This is a genomic window from Variovorax sp. dw_954, assembly GCF_018449755.1.
Lineage (GTDB): Bacteria > Pseudomonadota > Gammaproteobacteria > Burkholderiales > Burkholderiaceae_C > Variovorax.
Genome location: NZ_JAAVVD010000023.1, coordinates 87879 through 108318, shown reverse-complemented (window position 1 = coordinate 108318; position 20440 = coordinate 87879). Strand labels below are relative to the sequence as shown.

The window sequence follows — 20440 nt, the reverse complement described above, 5'->3', positions numbered from 1 at the left end:
TCCAAGTCGCAGCCGCCCGTGCCACTGGTGCGGGCGCTGCCGGCCGTCCTGGCCATGAAGTTTCGGAGGAACACGATGAAAAGAACACGCACCGCCGTCGCAGTCGCCATGGCGTTTTCCGCGCCCGCCTGGGCGGACCACCAACTCGGAGAGGACAACACCGCCCGCATGCTCGGCACCATCACCGTGCCGGGCGGCCGGCCGACCTCGCTGCCGACGCAGATACCGACCGTCATCGAAGGTACCACGCGTGAGCAGATCGAGGCCGCGGTCAACGCCACCGACGCCGAGGACGCGCTCAAGTACCTGCCCAGCCTGGTGGTGCGCAAGCGCTACATCGGCGACTTCAACCATGCCGTGCTGGCCACGCGCGCGTCCGGCACCGGCAACAGCGCGCGCTCGATGGTCTACGCCGACGGCATCCCGCTGTCCAACCTGCTGGGAAATGGCGCCACCTTCGCGCCGCGCTGGGGCATGGTGTCGCCGGAGGAGATCGACCGCGTCGACGTGCTCTACGGACCGTTCTCGGCGGCCTATCCGGGCAACTCCGTCGGTGCGGTGGTCGACTACGTGACGCGGATGCCGACCGAGTTCGAGGCGCACATCAAGCTGGGCGGCGCCTACAGCCAATTCGACCAGTACGACAGCCACTCGTCGCCCGCGGCCGACCAGCTGGACATGTCGCTCGGCGGGCGCAATGGCGATTGGTCCTGGTGGCTCAGCGCCAGCCGCACGCACAGCAAGGGCCAGGCGCTGACCTTCGGCAACCGGCTGCTGAGCGCAGGCACCGTCGGCAACGCGGGCGTGCCCGTCACCGGCGCCGTGCTCGACCTGAACCCGAGCAACCAGCCCTGGTGGCTGGTCGGCGGCGCCACGATCTACGACACCACGCAGGAGCAGGCCAAGCTCAAGCTGGCCTATGACTTCACACCCACCGTGCGCGCCACCTACGTGCTGGGCGCCTGGAACAACAGCACCTACGGGGCGGTCGACAGCTACCTGCGCGACCGCAACGGCCTTCCGGTGTATGGGGGCAGGGTGAACATCGGCGGCCGAGTCTACAACCTCGATTCGCCGAGCCCCGCGCTGGCGCCGACGCAGAACGACCTCACGCACACGATGCAGGGGCTGTCGGTCAAGAGCCACACCGGCGGTGTGTTCGACTGGGAGGTGTCCGGCAGCCTTTACGACTATGCCAAGGACACGTTGCGGACGCCGATCGTGCCGACCAGCCCGGGTGCGGCGCAGTCGACGCCGTACTGGCTCCCGCTTGGAACACCGACCACGCTCCTGGGCGCCCCCGGCCGCACCACCGACATGGACGGCACCGGCTGGAACACCCTCAAGCTCGCCGGCACCTGGCGGCCCACCGGCAGCGCCGAAGGCGTGGGCGCGCACGTGGTCGACTTCGGCGTGCAACAGGACACGGCGAAGCTGCGCACGCAGGTGAGCAACACCGGCGACTGGTTCTCCGGCCCCGCGCTCACGCCCTTCTCGCAGTTCAACGGCAACACGCGGCTGCAGTCGCTTTACGCACAGGACACCTGGCGCTTCGCCCCCGACTGGAAAACAACGCTCGGCCTGCGCTTCGAAGACTGGAAGGCCTACGGCGGCCAGCTGGGCAATGCCACCACGCTGCTCGACTTCCGCGAGCGCAAGGACAGCGACATCTCCCCCAAGGCCGCCATCGCATGGCAAGCCACCGGCGACTGGCTGCTCAAGGCCTCCGTCGGCCGCGCCGTCCGCTACCCGACCGTGAGCGAGCTCTACCAGGGCCAGATCCTCGGCAACACCATCGTCAACACCAATCCGCTGCTGAAGCCGGAGAAGTCGTGGACCACCGAGCTGACCGCCGAGCGCGATACCCGCAACTGGGGCGTCGACGGCCTCGTGCGCGCCACGCTGTTCTTCGAGCGCACCCAGGACGCGCTCTACAGCCAGACCTCGGCCAACAACATCACCACCATCCAGAACGTCGATGCCATCCACACCAAGGGCCTGGAACTGGCGGCCAACGGCTACGACGTCGGGATCAAGGGCCTGGACCTGGGCGGCAGCCTCACGCTGGCCGATTCGGAGATCACCGCCAACACCGGCTTCCCGGCCAGCGTCGGCAAGCAGCAACCCCGGGTGCCGCGCGTACGCGCCGCGCTGCTGGCCACCTACCGGCCCGATGCCCGCTGGTCCTACAGCCTCGGCGCGCGCTACAGCGGCAAGCAATACGGCACGCTGGACAACAGCGACCCCAACGGCGCAACCTACACCGGCTTCAGCAAGTACTTCGTCGCGGACATCCGCGTGCGCTACCAAATCGACCGCCAGTGGAGCGCGGCCGTCGGCATCGACAACCTCAACGACAACAAGTACTGGGCCTTCCACCCGTACCCGCAACGCACCTTCGTGGCCGAACTGAAGTTCGACCTCTGACATTTCTCGCAAAGGCCATCATGAACACCGCTTTCACACTCAAGACATTCGCTGCCGTCGCCGTGCTCGCAGGCGCCTCGGCGTCCTTCGCGCACATCACCCTGCCGCCGGGGGGCGCCACGGCGGGCAGCGACTACGATGCCGCTTTCCGCGTCGGCCATGCCTGCGCCGGCGCCAAGGCCACGACCGGCGTGGCCGTGCGCCTGCCCAAGGGCTTCACGCTCTCCGACGCTCAGGCCCGCAAGGGCTGGAAGCTCGAGGTGCAGAAGTCGGGCGACGGCGAAGTGCGCTGGACGGCCGACAGCGCCGACACCGCGTTGCCGACCGCGGAGCGCGCCGAGTTCATCGTGCGCGGCAAGCTCGCTGCTGCGCCCGGGCCGTTGTACTTCAAGGTGCTGCAGAGCTGCGACAACGGCAGCGCCGACTGGGCCCAGTTGCCCACGGGCGCTGCTGGCGAGAAGCTCGAATACCCTGCAGCACGGCTCGACGTGCTCGCGCCCGGCGTGGCCGCCGTCGACGTCAAGGACGCGTGGGTGCGCCCGGCAGTACCCGGCCAGAGCGGCACCGGCGCCTTCATGAAGCTCAGCGCACCGTCCGGCGCGCGCCTGGTCGGCGCGCAGACACCCGTGGCCGGCGTCGCCGAAGTGCACGAGATGAAGATGGAAGGCGACACCATGAAGATGCGCGCCGTGCAGGGCGGGCTCGACCTGCCCGCACGCCAGACCGTCGAACTCAAGCCCGGCGGCTACCACCTCATGATGATGGACCTGAAGCAACCGGTGACCGCTGGCGGCGTCGTGCCGATCACGCTGCAGTTCGAGGATGCCAAGGGCGCGAAGAGCAGTCTCACGCTGCAGGTCCCGGTTGGCATGCCGCCCGGAGGCGCCGACGCGGAGTCGGGAGCGCACAACCATATGCGTTGACCCGAAGTCAATTCGTGCTTTGCTTGGAGTAAGCTGCCAGCACACAAAAACCACCCTCAGGAGACCGTCCCATGAGCGACGCAGGCAAGCCCTTCAACTTCGGCAGCTTTGTTCCCGGCTTCGACTTCCTCAAGAACCTCGCGGCCGGCAGCGCAAGCAGCGCATCCAGCGCCGTGCCGGGATTGCAGGGCCTTGCCAGTTGGGTCGCGCCCACGCTGAGCGTCGAGGAAGTCGACAAGCGCATCCGGGAACTGAAGACGGTGCAGTTCTGGCTCGAGCAGAACCTCACGGCGCTCAAGGCCACGATCCAGGCGCTGGAAGTCCAGAAGATGACGCTGTCGACTTTGCGCGGGATGAATGTGCGCATGGAGGACCTGGCCAGTTCCTTCACGCGCGCCGCGACCATGACCCCCTCGATGACGCCGGTCCCCGCGCCGCCGCCACCCGCGGCCCCCAAGGCGGCGCCGGAACCTGAACCCGAAGAGGAAGAAGAGGAAGAGGTCGAGGAGGATGTGGAGGAAGAGGCGGCAGACGCGGTGCCCGCCAAGAAGGCAAAGGCCAAGCCATCGCCTGCCGGCGTCGTCGATCCGCTGCAGTGGTGGGGCGCGCTCACGCAGCAGTTCGAGCAGATCGCCAGCAGCGCGTTGCGCGAGGCTTCCAGCATGAAGATGCCCGGCTCGCTTCAGTCGACCGTCGACCTGGCCACTGGCGCGGCGAAGAAGGCGGCCTCGGGTGTCGGCAAGACCGTCGCATCGAAGAAGGCTGCCACCAGGACGAAGGCTGCGGGCGCCAAGGCCCCGGCCTCCACCAAGCGCGCTTCGGCAAGTGCCAAGCGCGCCGCACCCAAGAGACGCTGAGGCCGCGCGCGTCGAGGATGACCCACCCCCGAATGCGCCTGCGGCGCTCCCCCTCAAGGGGGCGCACCCGGCGGGCCGGCAAAGCCGGTTCCGCGGGTGCCTGCGAATGGGGTTCATCTCACCCGCACGGGTTTCATGCGTTGCAGAAGACGCTCTGCGTCATGGAGCACTGACATGAAACTCTTTCCATCCGGTCACGCGACCCATCCCCAATGGCGCATGGCGGCCGGCCTCGTGCTGGCCCAGTTGCGCGCACAGATGGCCCTTGGCGACTATGCGCAGTCGCCCACGCTGGGCCTGCTCTACATCACCGACCACTACAGCGGCGAGGCGCAGGACATCCTCGACCACCTCGGCGCCGAACTGCCCGAGGTCACCGACTGGGCCGGCACCGTCGGGGTCGGCATCTCGGCCAACAACGCCGAATACTTCGACGAGCCCGCCCTGAGCGTCATGCTGTGCGAGTTGCCCAGCGACCAGTACCGAGTGTTCTCCGGCGTCGCGCCGCTGGCCGGCTCCGAGATGGCCGGCTTCGAGGCGCATACCGCGCTGGTGCACGCGGACCCCGAGACACCCGACCTGCCCGACCTTATCGGCGACCTTGCCGTTCGCACCGACACGGGCTACCTGTTCGGCGGCCTGTCCTCCGGGCGCGCCGGCTCGCTCCAGTTCGCCATCAGCGGCAACGGCAACATCAAGGGCCATGGCGCGGCCGGCGGCGTGTTCAGCGGCGGACTGTCCGGCGTGGTGTTCGGCGAGCGCGTGCGCGTGGTGTCGCGCGTGACCCAGGGTTGCCAGCCGCTGGGAGGCGGGGCAGGGCGCGAGCGCGAGATCACCAAGGCCGACGGCAACGTGATCTTCATGCTCGACGGCGAACCGGCGCTCGACGTGCTCCTGGCGGAACTCGCCGTCTCGCTGGACCAGCCGCAGGAGGCCATCGACGCGGTGCGCCAGACGCTGGTCGGCCTGGTGGACGCGGGCAGCGATGGCGTGCGCCGCACCGGCGACCTCGGCGCCGACGTGGTGGTGCGCCACATCATCGGCCTCGACCCGACGCGCCGCGGCATCGCCGTGGCCGACCAGGTCGAGACAGGCATGCGCATGAGCTTCTGCCGCCGCAGCGCCCAGGCCGCCCGGGCCGACCTGATGCGCATCTGCGCGGAAATCCGCGAGGAACTCGAGCCGGAGGAACGAACGCTCGAGACCGCCACCGCCATCGCCGCCGGCGAGGCGGATGCCGCACCGCATCCGGCGCGCGGCATCGCGGGCGCGATCTACGTCAGTTGCTCAGGCCGCGGCGGCCCTCACTTCGGCGCGCCCGGGGCGGAATTGCAGATCGTGCGGCATGCCCTCGGCGACGTGCCGCTGGTCGGATTCTTCGCCGCCGGTGAAATCGCGCGGCATCACCTGTATGGCTACACCGGCGTGCTGACCGTGTTCACCACGGAGTCATAGACCCACCCCCGAATGCGGCTGCGGTGGTTGCCCGGGTTCAGCGGCGTAGCCGCGTGAACCCCTCGAACTCCCAGTTGCGCATGCCCAGCACCAGGGTATAGCCCTCGAGGTCCTTTGCGGCCAGCTTCTGGTCCGTCTGGTGCTGTTGGGCAAAATCCTGCGCCACGCGCTGCAAGCGCTCGCGGAACGAGGGCGCCAGCGCACGGCTCACGGTGCCGTGCACCAGCATCAAGCCCTCGGCCGGGCCGTTGAAGCCGCCACGGAAGTAGTCGAGCACCACATGGTCGCGGAAGAACTCCATGAACGGCCCGTTCGGCCGCCAGCGGAAGGTCTTCGCGAGCTTGAGACGGTAGCGGTTCATCGACTTCAACTCGATGATGCCGATGCGGTCCAGTTGCGCAAAGCAACTGATGCATTCGGCCTCCGAGATGCGGTAGGCGGCGGTGATCTGCTCCAGCGTCCACTGGCTCAGGACGTTGATGGCCACCAGCAGCAACTTCTTGTCCCTGACCACGGCCTTTTCCTGCTCGTGCGTCAGCTCCTTGATGAGCGGCTGTGCATCGGCCACGGTGCGGGCCAGTTCGGCGAAGTCGAGTTTCAATGCGCGGCAGATCGCGTCGACCCGCGAGAGCGGCATGTCGCCCTTGGCCAGCATGCGCTTGACGCTGGATTCCGCCATGTCCAGTGACCGCGCGAGGTCGGCGTAGGTCATCTTGGCGTTCTTGAGTTCGGCCTTCAGGGCGAGGACCAGGTCGACTGTCGTGCTCATGCTGGGTTGAATGTTGGTATAGGAATCAGGTACCGAAGGGCGTGCGAAAATGCTCCGTATCAATTTTCGATGCCCCGGGGGCGGTTGCCAACCTAAATTGCGCGCCTCAGCCCACCAGCCCCGGAGCTTGCCATGCACCTGCCTACCCTCAACCGACGCGAACGCGGACTTTTTTCGGTTTTCCTGTTGCTCCTGCTGGTGGCGCTTGTCGCGCCCGCATTGACGGGCGCCGAAGCAGGCGCATCGGTGTTCGCCGACGACCGCGTCTGGCACCAGTTGCCCAATGCCATGGACGTGCTGAGCAACCTGCCCTTCCTGGCCATCGGCCTGTGGGGCCTGCGCCGCCTGCACTGGCTCGATCGCTCGCATGATCCTGCTGCTTCCGTCGCACAGGAGCCGCATGCCAACGCGCTGGATTGCGCCTGGATCTTCTTTGCCGGCCTGGTCGCCTGTGCCGCGGGCTCGACCTTCTATCACCTGCAACCCGATGTGCTTCGCCTGGCCGCCGACCGGGCTGGCATGGCGATCGCGTTCGCCGGCCTGATCGGCCTGGCCGCCTGCGAAAAGGTGAGCCCGCGCGCCGGCTGGGTGGCTGCGTGGGCGACGCTGGCATCAGGCTTGCTGGCGGTGGCGACATGGCACGAAACCGGCAACGTCACACCCTGGGCAGTGGTCCAGTTCGGCGGCATGGGCCTGGTGCTCACACTGGCGCTGGCCAAGCCGATGCCCCATGCCGTTGGCCTCAAGCTCGGCTGGGTCATCTTCTTCTATGCGCTGGCCAAGCTGTTCGAACTCGGCGACCACGTGGTCTACGAGGCCACGCACCACCTGATTTCCGGGCACACGCTGAAACATTTCACGGCGGCGCTGGCCGGCGTGCCGGTCCTGATCGCGTTGCAAACGGTGGGAATGCAAACCGTGCGGCACAATCCGGGCGCCGCCGTGTCGACGGCCTGAAGAGCCCGCAAGGGACATTCGCATGACCACATCCGTCGCCACCCCCGCCTCCCCCGGGCCTGCCGAGGCAGAACCTCACGCCAACCAGTTCGCGCTGCTGGGCCAGCGCCGCTTTGCCCCGTTCTTCTGGACGCAGTTCTCGGGCGCCGCGAACGACAACCTGTTCAAGTTCGCCTTCACGGTGATGGTGACCTACCAACTGCAACTGAGCTGGATGCCACCCGCGATGGCCGGCCTCGTCATCGGTGCGCTCTTCATCCTGCCCTTCCTGCTGTTCTCGGCCACGGCCGGGCAACTCACCGACAAGTTCGACAAGACCAGGATCATCCGCTTCGTCAAGAACCTGGAGATCGTGATCATGCTGATCGCGGCCTGGGGCTTCGTGCAGGCCGATGCGATCGTGCTGCTGGGATGCGTGTTCCTCATGGGCCTCCATTCCACGCTGTTCGGCCCGGTCAAGTTCGCCTTGCTGCCGCAGGTGCTCGATGCGCGCGAATTGACCGGCGGCAACGGCATGGTGGAGATGGGGACCTTCGTGGCCATCCTGCTCGGCCAAGTCGCGGGCGGCCTGCTGGTCGCGATACCGGGCATCGGCCACACGACGGTGGCGGTGGGTTGCGTACTGCTGGCGCTGGTCGGCCGGGGCGTCGCGCAGGCCATTCCGAGGGCGCCGGCCACCGACCCCAAACTGGTCATCAACTGGAATCCGGTCAGCGAAACCTTGCGCAACCTGAAGCTGGCCCACGGCAACGTGGTGGTGTTCCGCTCGCTGCTCGGCATTAGCTGGATGTGGTTCTTCGGAGCGGTGTTCCTGAGCCAGTTCCCGAGCTTCGCCAAGGAAGTGCTGCATGGCGACGAGCAGGTGGCGTCGCTCCTGCTGGTGGTGTTCTCGGTGGGCATCGGTGCGGGTTCGCTGTTGTGCGAGACGCTGTCGCGCCGGCAGGTGGAGATCGGCTTGGTGCCGCTGGGCGCGATCGGCATGAGCGTCTTCGCGATCGACCTGTACTTCGCCTCGCGCGCGCTGCCTCTGGTCGCCGAGATGGGGCTCGGCGCTTTCGTGCACACGCATGCGCACTGGCGCGTGATGGCCGACCTGGGGCTGCTGTCCTTGTTCGCGGGCCTGTACAGCGTGCCGATGTATGCGCTGATCCAGTTGCGCAGCCAGCCGACGCACCGGGCCCGCATCATTGCGGCCAACAACATCCTGAACGCGCTGTTCATGATCGGCAGTTCGGTCATCGCCGGTGCGCTGCTGAAGGCCGGCTTCACCATTCCGCAGATCTTCCTGTTCACGGGCATTGCCAATGCGCTGGTGGCCGGCTACATCTTCCTGCTGGTGCCGGAGTACCTGCTGCGCTTCGTGTCGTGGGTGCTGTCGCACTTCATCTACCGCTTCAAGGTGCGCGGCGATCAACACATTCCCGGCGAAGGCGCCGCGGTGCTGGTCTGCAATCACGTCAGCATGGTCGATGCGGTGCTGCTGATGGCCGCCAGCCCGCGACCCATCCGTTTCATCATGGACCACCAGATCTTCAAGGTGCCGGTGCTCGGCTGGCTGTTCAAGCTGGCCAAGGCGATTCCGATCGCGTCGCAAAAGGAGGATCCGGCCGCCTACGACAGAGCCTTCGAGCAGGCTGCGCAGGTGCTGCGCGAGGGCGACCTGCTGGCCATCTTCCCCGAGGGTGCGCTCACGCGCGACGGTGAGATGGCACCCTTCAAGGGTGGCGTCGTGAAGATCGTCGAGCGCGCGCGCTCGGAGGGCATCGAGGCGCCGGTGATCCCGATGGCGCTCAGCAATCTCTGGGGTTCCTACTTCAGCCGCGTCGAGCAGCGCGGCGGCAAGCCCATCGTGATGGCCAAGCCGTTTCGGCGTGGATTCTTCAGCAGCGTGGGCCTGCATGTTGGCCCCGCGGTGGCGGCGGCGGACGTGCAGCCCGACGTACTTCAGCAACGCGTTCGCGCGCTGCTCGCCAGCTGATGGGTTTCCTGCGCGACCTGCTCTGGGCCTTCATCGAGCGGATTCCGCAAACATACTGGCTCGCGCTGACCTGGCTGGGTGACAGCGGCTTGCTGCTGCCTGCGGCCGCTTCGATCACCCTCTGGCTGTCGCTGTCGCGCCGCACCTGGCCCACGGCACGCCTGTGGGTGCTGCTGTTCGGCACGACGGGCTTCATCGTGATGTGTACCAAGCTCGCCTTCCTGGGGTGGGGCATCGGCAGCGCGCGTTTCAACTTCACCGGCTTCAGCGGCCACACGGCGCTGTCGGGCAGCGTCTGGCCGGTGGTGTTCTGGTTGATGGCGGCGCGACGCAGCCACCGGGTGCGGGTCGCGGCGGCGTTTGCGGGCTGGGCCCTGGCGTTGGCCATCGGCGTGTCGCGCCTCGCGCTGTTCGCGCACTCGACCTCCGAGGTGGTGACAGGGTTGGTGCTGGGCATCGCGACCAGCGCGGCCTTCCTGCTGCTGCAGGAAGGCCGGCCGCACTCGCGCATACCGGCGGCCTTGGTCGCGCTGGGCTTGCTCCTGCCGCTGACGATGCTGTCGCCTGGCACGCCGGCCCCCACGCAAGACCTTCTGGAAGTCGTTGCCATGTGGATGGCCAACACCGACCAGGTGTATACGCGGGAGCATCTGCTGCAGGGACGTTGAGCCGCGTGATATGCCTGGTGCTGCCGCCCCTGTGGGCAGTCACTGCCTCACCGATCTTGCTGCTGTTCATCTTGATCGCCCGCATCATGCGCCGCCGGGCGGTATTGTTCCGCCTGGGCGGGTTCAGCGTTTGCATTGGCTTATTCGCTTCTCGTTGCGCCGGTTCCGACAGACAGGTAGACGGTCCTGGCAAATAGGTATCGAAGCGCGATACCGGCAGCGCACCGCATCGCCACCGGTGCAGTAATTCGCGGCTTCTGAAGACCATGCGGAACACCATCCGCGCACCTTCACTACGCCGCGAGGCTCTCATGACCTTTCTCCCATTCCACCGGCTCCACAGGTCCGTCGCGACCCTCGCCGCTGCTGCTTGCGTCTCCTTCGCGGCCTTGGCCGCACCGCTGCAGGCCCAGGCCCAGAGCGAGGCCTCCCTGGCGCTGTCGATGCTGCCGATTGCCTCGGTGGTCGGCACTGCTTCCGTGGCCAGCACGGCCGCCGCGGCAGTGGTCGCAGTGCCGGCAGCGCTGTCGGTCGGCGGGGCCGTGCTCACGGTCGTGGCCATGGAGGCCTCGGTGGACGGGACCGTCTACCTGCTCGAGCGCGCCGCCGATGGTGCGCGGGCCAGCGTCAAGGTGGCCAGCCGGGTGGCGGGCGGCGCGTCGCTGGTGGTGGGCAGCACGGTCGTCGTCAGCGTCATTGCCAGTGGCGTGGTGCTGTCGGCCGCGGGCGAAGTGCTTTGCTTCGTGCCCAATGCAGTCGGGCGGGCCCTGCTCTACAACGAGAGGATGAGCTGAAGTGAAGGCCATTGCCGACTTGCCCGTGCGTTCCTTTTTTGCGCGCCTCGTTCACGCGGTCGCCCTGGTGGCGATCACTATCGTCGTTGCGTTGCTGTTGTTTCCGCTGCATGCCCATGCCGGCCGCTCGTGCGAAACACGCAAGCCGACCCCGGACGTGATCACGAAGGGCATGCAACTGGCCGAGCGGACGTCCGCCGCGTTGGACGCAAGCGGCGCACGCGTGGTTTTTCTGGCCCGGGCGGGGCAGGACCTGCAAAGGTATGGCTTGCAGTATTCGCACCTCGGCCTGGCCTACAAGACGAACGACGGCGCGTGGCGCGTGGTGCACAAGCTCAACCACTGCGGCACCGCTGTCGCGGCGCTCTATCGCCAGGGCCTCGGCGAGTTCTTCCTGGACGACCTCTGGCACTACGAAGCCGCCTGGGAAATCCCGACGCCCGCGGTGCAGGCGCAACTGTTGGCGCTGCTGCAAGGGCCCACGGCCGGAATCGTGCGACTGAACACGCCGGCCTACAGCATCGTGAGCTATGCATGGGGACAGAAGTACCAGCAGTCCAACCAGTGGGCGATCGAGATGCTTGCCGCCGCGATGGAGCCGGCCACCATCCGCAACCGCTCGCAGGCGCAGGCCTGGCTGCAGTTCAAGGGCTATGAACCCACGACCTTGCGGCTTGGCGCGCTGACGCGCTTGGGCGGGCGACTCAGTTCGGCCAATGTGGCCTTCGACGACCACCCGAATGAAAAGCGATTCAGCGACCGGATCGAGACGGTCACGGTGGATTCGGTGTTCGCCTGGCTGCCACGTGCCGGGCTCGGCTCGCAGCCAGTGCGATCGAAGCTTTGAGGTGCACATGAACAAGTCATTGCGTTTGTCGGAGAAATGGTTTCACCGGGGACTATGGCTGGTGGCGCTGGTGTTCGCCGGCTTCCTGATCGGGCTCGGTGGAACGCTCGTGGGCGACCTGCCGAAGGTCGAGCGGCAACAGACGGTCGAGGACTTCGTCGACAAGGCCGCGGCCGAACCCTTGCGTACCGCGATCACGGAAGCGCAGCGTGCCGGTCGCCAGGCGCGTGGCGACCTGGACCAGGCCGAACTCAAGCTGCAAGCCGCGTCGCAAGCCAGCCAGAACGCCCGCGAGACCTTCTCCAACTGGCTCGCCACACGCCGCGCAACACAGCAGCCGGACCAGGACGCCGAGCTCATCGCGCGCACCAGGGCGCTCGATGCGCTCAAGGCGACGGTGGATGCGGAGCAACGCAGCGTGGACGCGCAGCGGCAGATCGCGCTGAATGCGCGACAGGCCCAGGAGCGCGCGCAACAAAAGCTGGTCGTGCTCGAGGACGAAGCGCGGGAGAAGCTGCGCGCCGAATACCGCCGTGTGGAGCTGCGCGTGTTCGGCTATCGACTGGCGCTCACACTGCCGCTGCTGGTGGCGGCCGGCTGGCTGTTCGCGAAGAAGCGCAAGGGCACGTACTGGCCCTTCGTGTGGGGATTCATCTTCTTTGCGCTGTTCGCGTTTTTCGTCGAGTTGGTGCCGTACCTGCCGAGCTATGGCGGCTATGTGCGCTACATCGTCGGCATTGTCATCACCGTGCTGGTGGGGCGCTATGCGATCCTGGCGCTCAACCGCTATCTCGCGCGCCAGAAGCTGGCCGAGGCGCAGCCCGACCAGGTGCGTCGCGAGGAGTTGAGCTACGACACGGCGCTGGCCCGGCTTGCCAAGAGCGTGTGCCCCGGTTGCGAGCGGCCGGTCGACCTGAAGAGCACGACGATCGACTTCTGCCCGCATTGCGGCATCGGGCTGATCGACAGTTGCCATGCCTGCGACACGCGCAAGAGTGCGTTCTCGCGCTTCTGCCATGGGTGCGGCACCGCGGCGACGCATGACCGCAAGCCGCCATCACATCCCGTCACATCCGTGCCTGCCATCGCGTGATAGAACGTTGGTCTGCTCGCAAGACGCGCGCATTCGACCCGGGGGCGTTCGACCCGCGGCGCCTCAACTGCTTGATCAACCATTTCGGGAAACCCTTCCATGAGCATTTTCGGCAGTATCTTTTCCAAGATCTTTCCCTCCGCCAAGGCCGCCGAAGCGCCGCCGCCCCCGCCTGTCGAGGCAGCGCCCACGCCGGGCGCACCACCGCCACCGGCAGTGCCTGCGCCGCCGCCCGCGATCCCGCTGGGCGACGTGGCGCCCATCCTCGATGCCATGCCGGGCGCGAGCGGGCTGAACTGGCGCACCTCCATCGTGGACCTGCTGAAGTTGCTGGGGCTGGACAGCAGCCTGGCGGCCCGCAAGCAGTTGGCCAGCGAGATCCTGTTTTCCGGCAATGACGAACCTGGATCGGCCGCCTGGAACATCGCACTGCACAAGGCGGTGATGGCCAGCATCGCGGCCAATGGCGGCACGGTGCCGGCCGATCTGAAGGATTGAGCGCGCGCCCCAGGCGGCAGGACTCTGCGGGTCGCTCTGCCCAGCCCTGACCGGGGCAACACCAGCGGCCGGGCGGAGCCGGTTCCGCGGTGTTTCACGAATGAGAAGGCCCGTCCTTGACGGGCCTTCTCATTGCTGGGATTGCGCTTTTCTCAAACGCCTCTTGCGCGATCGGACTTGAATTGGGCGCGGAAGGCGGTGTACTCGCCTGCTTCCAGCGCATCGCGAATTTCCTGCATCAGGTTCAGGTAGTAGTGGAGGTTGTGGATGGTCGTGAGCATCGGGCCGAGCATCTCGCCGCAGCGGTCGAGGTGATGCAGGTAGGCGCGGCTGAAGCCCTCGCGGCCGCCATCGTTCCACGACACGCCCGGTGCGCCGGCGCAGGCATGGCAGGTACAGCTCGGGTCGATGGGTTGCGGATCGCTCTTGTGGCGGGCGTTGCGCATCTTCAGGTCGCCAAAGCGCGTGAACAGCGTGCCGTTGCGCGCGTTGCGCGTGGGCATGACGCAGTCGAACATGTCGACGCCGTCGGTCACGCCCTGCACCAGGTCTTCCGGCGTGCCGACGCCCATCAGGTAGCGCGGCTTGTGCGCCGGCAGCTTGTGCGGCGTGTGGGCCATGATGCGCAGCATCTCGTCCTTGGGCTCGCCCACGCTTACGCCGCCGATCGCGTAACCCGGAAAGTCCATGTCGACCAACTGTGCGAGCGATTCCTCTCGCAGGTTCTCGAACATGCCGCCCTGCACGATGCCGAACAGCGCATTCGGGTTTTCAAGCCGCGCAAACTCGTGCTGGCAGCGCTTGGCCCAGCGCAGGCTGAGTTCCATCGAGGTGCGCGCTTCGCGCTCGGTAGTGACGTGGCCCTTGGTGTCGTACGGCGTGCACTCGTCGAACTGCATGACGATGTCGCTGTTCAGGATGGTCTGGATCTGCATCGAGACCTCGGGCGTGAGGAAGAGCTTGTCGCCGTTGACCGGCGACGCGAACTTCACGCCTTCCTCGCTGATCTTGCGCATCGCGCCGAGCGACCACACCTGGAATCCGCCCGAGTCGGTGAGGATGGGCTTGTTCCATTTCTCGAAACCATGCAGGCCGCCGAAGCTGGCCATCACGTCGAGGCCGGGGCGCATCCACAAGTGGAACGTGTTGCCCAGGATGATCTGCGCGCCCATCTCCTCGAGGCTGCGCGGCATCACGCCCTTGACGGTGCCGTAGGTGCCCACGGGCATGAAGATCGGCGTCTGCACCGGGCCATGGTTGAGCGTGAGCGTGCCGCGGCGCGCGTGGCTTTCGGGGTCGGTCTTGAGCAGTTCGAATTGCAGTCGCGGCAATGCGGTGTTGGCAGTCATGGTTTGGTTCCAGGCGTACGCGCCGGCGCGGCGGCGGGCGTCGAGGGTGATTGCGGCAGCAGCATGAGGATGCTGCGATTGAAGTCTTCCACCACCAGCAGCCTGCCCTGGCGGTCGACGGTGATGCCGGTGGGCTTGCCCATCGGGCGCACGCCGTCCTTGGGCGTCCAGCCGGCGAGCCAGTCGATTGGCTTGCCGGCTGGGAGGCCGCGTGCGTCGAGTCGGAACCCGACCACGCGGTGTCCAGGCGGCTGGTGGCCGCGCCATGCGACAAGCAACTGGCCGGCGAAGCGCGTGCCAGGCGGACCGACCATCATCTGCAGCGGCGCGACGTGGGCCGGCCACGTCATGAGGGGTGCGTCGGTGCTGCGGCAGTCGAAGCGCTTGGCGTCGTAGCCCAGCGCGGATTGCTGCTTGCCGACGCAATAAGGCCAGCCGTAGTCGTGGCCGGTGCGCAGCAGGTTGAGTTCCTCGGGCGGCTGGGTGGGCGATTCGTAGTCGATCGAGTTCTCGCCTTGCAGCACGGTGCCCTTGGACGGGCCATCGGGCAACACGGTCAGGGCCACCGAGTTGCGCAGCCCGACGGCAAACGGCCTGAAACCTTGCAAGCGATAGCTCGGGCCGCCCAATGTGGCCTCATAGACCGCGGCACGTGGCTGTGCGCCGCCACGCTCCGCGCAAGGCATCGGGTATTGCTTCGTACTGTCCTTGCAGGCGTCGGTTTCGGAGCCGATGTTCACATAGAGGCTGACCTGCGGCTTGCCCGGCACGACCGGACCGAAGGCCATCTCCTTGAGCGGGTGCGTGCCTTCCCTGGGCAGGCCGTCGATCACGGTTTCTGCCTGCAACGCAGCGCCCGGCGAAGGAATCGTCGTGCGCCAGATGCGGCCCGCCTCCCCGACATACACCTTGCCGTCCGGTCCCAGCGCCAGGCCCAGCGGGCGGTCGAGCTTTTCGGCCAGCACGGCCAGGCGGGCCCGCCGCGGCGCGCTGCCTTCGGCGGGCAGCGTCATCTCCAGCAAGCGACCCCGATCAGGCTCCCACGAGCCCATATCGACGACCCAATAGCGGTTCGGCGCGACCTCCAGGATGCGGCGCGGTGCGCGCAGGCCTTGCGCCTCGTCGGCGAGCAAGGCCACGCACATGCCGGACGGCGTCGCGATGTCGAGGCGGGCGTAGTCACCGCACAGCGACTGGCTGGTGTAGCCGCGGGCACACGCGGCCAGGGGTAGCAGCGCGCCGACCAGGCTCGCGGTGACTGCGCTCGCGAATTCAAGGCGAGCGCGACGAGGCCTGCTGGTGGGCACTCGCGCAGCCGTCTTTGCCCGGCCACCGCGTGCGAGCGCTTGAGGCGGAGGCGCCGCGGGCGCTTCGGGGGTGGGTCTCATTTTTCTCGTGCCAACAGCATCGCGTCGCCGTAGCTGAAGAAGCGGTATTGCTCGCGGATCGCATGCGCATACAGCGCCATCACACGCTCGTAGCCCGCGAAGGCGCTGACCAGCATCATCAGCGTGCTCTTGGGCAAGTGGAAGTTGGTGATGAGCAGGTCGACGTGCGCGAAGGCGAAACCCGGCGTGATGAAGATGCGCGTGTCGCCGGTGGCCTCGCCGCTCTTTGCCCACGATTCGAGCGTCCGAACCGTCGTGGTGCCGACGGCCACCACGCGCCCGCCGCGGGCCTTGCAATCGTCGATGGCCTGTTGCGTGGCAGCGGGAACTTCATAGCGCTCGGCGTGCATCTGGTGCTCGGCGATGTTCTCGACCTTCACCGGCTGGAACGTACCGGCGCCTACATGCAGCGTGACGTTGGCACGCTGCACGCCGCGTGAATCGAGTTCGCCGAGCAGGGCTTCGTCGAAGTGCAGGGCGGCCGTGGGTGCGGCGACCGCGCCGGGCACGCGTGCGAACACGGTCTGGTAGCGGCTTTCGTCGTCTGCCGAGTCCGAGTGCTCGATGTAGGGCGGCAAGGGCACATGGCCGCAACGGGCCATCAATGCATACGGGTCTTCGCCGGCATCGCTTTCGAAGACGAAGTGGAACAGCGCGCCATCGGCATCGGGCCAGCGCCCGATCAGCGTCGCACGGAAGCCACCGGTCATCTGCAGCACGGTGCCGATCGGCGGCTTCTTGCTGACCTTCATGTGGGCGACGACCTCATGCCCCGTCAGCACGCGCTCGACCAGCAGTTCGAGCTTGCCGCCGGTAGGCTTCTCCCCGAACAAGCGGGCCTTGACCACGCGCGTGTCGTTGAACACCAGCAGGTCGCCCGCGCGCAGCAGCGAGGGCAGGGTCTTGAAGATGCGGTCGACGGGCTCGGGCCCGGTGCCATCGAGCAACCTGGAAGACGTGCGTTCGGCGGCGGGATGTTGTGCCACCAGCTCGGGCGGCAAGTGGAAATCGAAATCGGAGAGAGTGAAGTGGCGCATGCGCTGGAGGGCTGCATGCATCGCTGTTCGCGATGCATTCATGTCGATGCCGGGTGGCTGCGCGCAGCGCGGACGCCCGTTCCAAGTGAAGGGCAGAATTGTCCCATGCCTGCCGCCGCCAAGTCCGCTCTACCGCCAAAGCCCGCCACCGCGCCGCCGGGTTCCGGCCTGAGCCAGGTGCAACGTGCATTGCGCAAGCTCGGCCTTCTGCGCGACATCGACTTCGCGCTCTACCTCCCGATGCGCTACGAGGACGAGACGCGCATCGTGCGTCTCATCGACACCCGCGAAGGCGACCTGGCGCAGGTCGAGGGCGTGGTGGTCGCGAGCGAAGTGACCTACCGGCCACGCCGCCAGTTGCTGGTCACGCTCGACGATGGCAGCGACAGCTGCATCCTGCGCTTCTTCAATTTCTATCCGTCGCAGCAGAAGCAGCTCGAAGTCGGCGTGCGCGTCCGCGTGCGCGGCGAGATGAAGGGCGGCTTCCTCGGCCGGCAGATGATGCAGCCCAACGTCAAGAGCGCGGGCACCGAGTTGCCGCAGGCGCTGACGCCGGTCTACTCCACCATCGCCGGGCTGGCCCAGCCGGTGCTGCGGCGCGAGGTGCGCTCCGGGCTCGCGCGTGCCGTGCTGGACGAAACCATCCCGCAGCAGCATCTGCCGCATCGCGCCTGGGGCCTGCGTGACGCCCTGACCTTCCTGCACTACCCGACGCCCGACGTGGCGATGGCCACGCTGGAAGACCACAGCCATCCGGCCTGGCAACGGCTCAAGGCCGAGGAGTTGCTGGCGCAGCAACTCTCGCAGTTGCAGGCCCGGCGCGAGCGCGCATCGCAGCGCGCGCCGATGCTCGACGCCGTTCAGTCACCCACGTCGCTGCATGCCCAGTTGATGGGCGTGCTGCCCTTCGCCCTGACCGGCGCACAGACCCGCGTCGGCGAGGAGATCGCCCGGGACCTGACGCGCTCCGTGCCGATGCACCGGCTGCTGCAGGGCGACGTCGGCTCCGGCAAGACCGTGGTGGCCGCGCTCGCCGCCGCGCTGTGCATCGACGCCGGCCATCAATGCGCTTTGATGGCCCCCACAGAAATCCTCGCGTCGCAACACTTCGGCAAGCTGGTCGGCTGGCTCGATCCGCTGCTGCTCGAACGCGGCCTGCGCGTGGCCTGGCTCACCGGCAGCCAGAAGAAGAAGGAGCGCGACACCATGGCCGCGGCCGTCGAGAGCGGCGAGGCCGCGCTGGTCATCGGCACGCACGCGGTCATCTCGGAGAAGGTCCGCTTCCGCAATCTCGCGCTGGCGATCATCGACGAGCAGCATCGCTTCGGCGTTGCACAGCGGCTGGCGCTGCGCGGCAAGGCGGTCGAGGGGCAGGAGCCGCACCTGCTGATGATGAGCGCGACGCCGATCCCGCGCACCCTGGCGATGAGCTATTACGCCGACCTCGACGTGTCGACGCTCGACGAACTGCCGCCCGGCCGCACGCCCATCGTCACCAGGCTCGTCGCCGATCACCGGCGCGACGAAGTCATCGCACGCATCCAGGCCCAGCTCGAGCAAGGCCGGCAGGTCTACTGGGTCTGCCCCTTGATCGAGGAGAGCGAGGCCATCGACCTGCGCAATGCCACCGAGACGCGCGACGAACTCGCCGGCACGCTGGGCGACGACGTAAGCGTCGGGCTGCTGCATTCGCGCATGCCGACTGCCGACAAGCAGGCCGTGATGGAGAGCTTCACGAAGGGCGAGATGCAAGTGCTGGTCAGCACCACGGTGATCGAGGTGGGCGTCGATGTGCCCAATGCGTCGCTGATGGTGATCGAGCACGCGGAGCGCTTCGGCTTGTCGCAACTGCACCAGTTGCGTGGCCGTGTCGGCCGTGGCGCCGCGGCGTCTGCGTGCGTGCTGCTCTATGCGCCGAACGAAGGCGGCCGCGTCGGCGAGGCGGCCCGCGCGCGGCTCAAGGCCATGGCCGAGACCGGCGACGGCTTCGAGATCGCCCGCCGCGACCTGGAGATCCGCGGCCCCGGCGAATTCCTCGGCGCCCGCCAGTCGGGCGCGCCGCTGCTGCGCTTCGCCGACCTCACGCAGGATGCGCTGCTGCTCGACTGGGCGCGCGAGCTGGCGCCGCGCATGCTCGACCAGCACCCCGAGCTGGCACAGCGGCACGTCGATCGCTGGCTGGGCAGCAAGTCGGAATACCTCAAGGCTTGAATTCGGGCGCCGAACGCAGAAGTCGCAAAGGTCTCGCAGAAGTCGCAGAAAAATTTCAGGGAAGTCCTTCCGCGACTTCTGCGCACTTTTGTATTTCTTCTGCGTTCGGCTGCCCGAATTTCGACGCTCCGGCCCCTGCGCATAATCGCAAGACCCATGACCCTGACAGAACTCAAGTACATCGTTGCCGTAGCGCGCGAGCGGCATTTCGGCAAGGCGGCAGAAGCCTGCTTCGTGTCGCAGCCGACCTTGTCGGTGGCGATCAAGAAGCTGGAGGACGAGCTGGAGGTCAAGCTTTTCGAGCGCAGCGCCGGCGAAGTGACCGTCACGCCGCTGGGCGAGCAGATCGTGCAGCAGGCGCAGAGCGTGCTCGACCAGGCCGCCAGCATCAAGGAGATCGCCAAGCGCGGCAAGGACCCGCTGGCCGGCCCGCTGACCCTGGGCGTGATCTACACCATCGGGCCTTACCTGCTGCCCGACCTGGTCCGGCAGAACATTGCACGCACGCCGCAGATGCCGCTGATGCTGCAGGAGAACTTCACCGCCAAGCTGCTGGAGATGCTGCGCGCCGGCGAGATCGATTGCGCCATCATGGCCGAGCCCTTTCCCGACACCGGCCTGGCCATGGCGCAGCTCTACGACGAGCCTTTCATGGCCGCGCTGCCGGCGAACCATCCGCTGGCCTCGCGCGCATCGATCACGTCCGAAGAGCTCAGGAACGAGACCATGTTGCTGCTGGGCACCGGCCATTGCTTCCGCGACCACGTGCTCGAGGTGTGCCCCGAGTTCGCGCGCTTCTCGAGCAACGCCGAAGGCATCCGCAAGAGCTTCGAAGGCTCCTCGCTCGAAACCATCAAGCACATGGTGGCCGCGGGCATGGGCGTGACCCTGGTGCCGCGCCTGTCCGTGCCGGCCGATGCGCTGCCGGCCAAGGGAAAGACCCGCGCGAGGGACCAGAACCCCATCGTGCGCTACCTGCCCATCGTCGATGCCCACGGCGGTGAACCACCCACGCGGCGCGTGGTGCTGGCCTGGCGACGCAGCTTTACGCGCTACGAGGCGATCGCCGCCGTGCGCAATGCGGTCTATGCCTGCGAATTGCCGGGCGTGCGGCGGCTCTCGTAGAAATGCGACCCACCCCAGAACAGGCTTTGCGCTGCTCGCCTTTGTTCCATCAGGCGCGGGTGGC

17 protein-coding genes are annotated in these 20440 nt (G+C 67.3%); 13 read left to right on the top strand and 4 right to left on the bottom strand.

Annotation, left to right across the window (positions count from 1 at the left end; genetic code table 11):
- The first annotated feature begins 75 nt into the window (after positions 1 to 75).
- From HB681_RS28685 to HB681_RS28670, 4 genes are all read left to right on the top strand, one after another.
- Positions 76 to 2427 carry a TonB-dependent receptor gene (locus tag HB681_RS28685; protein WP_213958278.1) on the top strand — a complete coding sequence of 784 codons (2352 nt, stop codon included), beginning with the start codon at positions 76 to 78 and terminating at the stop codon, positions 2425 to 2427.
- Between the two features lie 20 nt (positions 2428 to 2447).
- Positions 2448 to 3350, top strand: coding sequence for a copper chaperone PCu(A)C (locus tag HB681_RS28680; protein ID WP_213958277.1), 903 nt, complete (start codon positions 2448 to 2450; stop codon positions 3348 to 3350).
- 71 nt (positions 3351 to 3421) lie between these two features.
- The gene (locus HB681_RS28675) at positions 3422 to 4207 is read left to right on the top strand and encodes a PhaM family polyhydroxyalkanoate granule multifunctional regulatory protein (RefSeq protein ID WP_213958276.1); all 786 of its coding nucleotides are present in this window, start codon (positions 3422 to 3424) and stop codon (positions 4205 to 4207) included.
- Positions 4208 to 4381: 174 nt separating this feature from the next.
- Entirely contained in the window at positions 4382 to 5662 is a 1281-nt protein-coding gene (locus HB681_RS28670; protein WP_213958275.1) for an FIST C-terminal domain-containing protein, read from the top strand.
- 37 nt (positions 5663 to 5699) lie between these two features.
- Here the strand turns inward: HB681_RS28670 and HB681_RS28665 are convergent, their stop codons facing one another.
- The gene (locus HB681_RS28665; RefSeq protein WP_213958274.1) at positions 5700 to 6431 is read right to left on the bottom strand and encodes a helix-turn-helix transcriptional regulator; all 732 of its coding nucleotides are present in this window, start codon (positions 6429 to 6431) and stop codon (positions 5700 to 5702) included.
- Positions 6432 to 6563: 132 nt separating this feature from the next.
- Here HB681_RS28665 and HB681_RS28660 point away from each other — a divergent pair, with 132 nt between their 5' ends.
- The 7 genes from HB681_RS28660 (at position 6564) to HB681_RS28630 (ending at position 13266) form a co-directional block, all read left to right on the top strand.
- Complete coding sequence (locus HB681_RS28660; protein WP_213958273.1) at positions 6564 to 7388, top strand: hypothetical protein; 825 nt, start codon at positions 6564 to 6566, stop codon at positions 7386 to 7388.
- A 22-nt stretch (positions 7389 to 7410) separates the two neighbouring features.
- Positions 7411 to 9366, top strand: a complete 1956-nt coding sequence (locus HB681_RS28655; RefSeq protein ID WP_213958272.1) for an MFS transporter — start codon at positions 7411 to 7413, stop codon at positions 9364 to 9366.
- Positions 9366 to 10034: a phosphatase PAP2 family protein gene (locus HB681_RS28650; RefSeq protein WP_213958271.1), complete on the top strand. Its 669-nt coding sequence runs from the start codon at positions 9366 to 9368 to the stop codon at positions 10032 to 10034. Before HB681_RS28655 ends, HB681_RS28650 begins: the two co-directional genes overlap by 1 nt.
- Positions 10035 to 10345: 311 nt before the next feature.
- Entirely contained in the window at positions 10346 to 10828 is a 483-nt protein-coding gene (locus tag HB681_RS28645) for a hypothetical protein (RefSeq protein ID WP_213958270.1), read from the top strand.
- Between the two features lie 67 nt (positions 10829 to 10895).
- Positions 10896 to 11675: a DUF2145 domain-containing protein gene (locus HB681_RS28640; protein ID WP_213958304.1), complete on the top strand. Its 780-nt coding sequence runs from the start codon at positions 10896 to 10898 to the stop codon at positions 11673 to 11675.
- 7 nt (positions 11676 to 11682) lie between these two features.
- Positions 11683 to 12768 (top strand): zinc ribbon domain-containing protein, encoded by a 1086-nt coding sequence (locus tag HB681_RS28635; RefSeq protein ID WP_213958269.1) that lies wholly within the window; start codon positions 11683 to 11685, stop codon positions 12766 to 12768.
- Positions 12769 to 12867: 99 nt separating this feature from the next.
- Positions 12868 to 13266: a DUF3597 domain-containing protein gene (locus tag HB681_RS28630; protein ID WP_213958268.1), complete on the top strand. Its 399-nt coding sequence runs from the start codon at positions 12868 to 12870 to the stop codon at positions 13264 to 13266.
- Between the two features lie 152 nt (positions 13267 to 13418).
- Here HB681_RS28630 and tgt read toward each other — a convergent pair whose 3' ends face one another.
- From tgt to queA, 3 genes are all read right to left on the bottom strand, one after another.
- The gene (gene tgt / locus HB681_RS28625; RefSeq protein WP_213958267.1) at positions 13419 to 14615 is read right to left on the bottom strand and encodes a tRNA guanosine(34) transglycosylase Tgt; all 1197 of its coding nucleotides are present in this window, start codon (positions 14613 to 14615) and stop codon (positions 13419 to 13421) included.
- A complete protein-coding gene (locus HB681_RS28620) occupies positions 14612 to 15922 on the bottom strand; it encodes a hypothetical protein (protein WP_345944772.1) in 1311 nt (436 codons plus the stop codon). Before HB681_RS28620 ends, tgt begins: the two co-directional genes overlap by 4 nt.
- A 77-nt stretch (positions 15923 to 15999) precedes the next feature.
- Positions 16000 to 17040, bottom strand: a complete 1041-nt coding sequence (gene queA, locus HB681_RS28615; protein ID WP_213958302.1) for a tRNA preQ1(34) S-adenosylmethionine ribosyltransferase-isomerase QueA — start codon at positions 17038 to 17040, stop codon at positions 16000 to 16002.
- 105 nt (positions 17041 to 17145) lie between these two features.
- On the opposite strand from queA, the gene recG reads away from it, so the two are divergent.
- Together recG and HB681_RS28605 are read left to right on the top strand one after the other, a co-directional pair.
- On the top strand, positions 17146 to 19251 hold the full coding sequence (recG, locus tag HB681_RS28610) for an ATP-dependent DNA helicase RecG (RefSeq protein ID WP_213958266.1): 2106 nt from the start codon (positions 17146 to 17148) through the stop codon (positions 19249 to 19251).
- 156 nt (positions 19252 to 19407) lie between these two features.
- On the top strand, positions 19408 to 20376 hold the full coding sequence (locus HB681_RS28605) for a LysR substrate-binding domain-containing protein (RefSeq protein ID WP_213958265.1): 969 nt from the start codon (positions 19408 to 19410) through the stop codon (positions 20374 to 20376).
- Positions 20377 to 20440 lie beyond the last annotated feature (64 nt).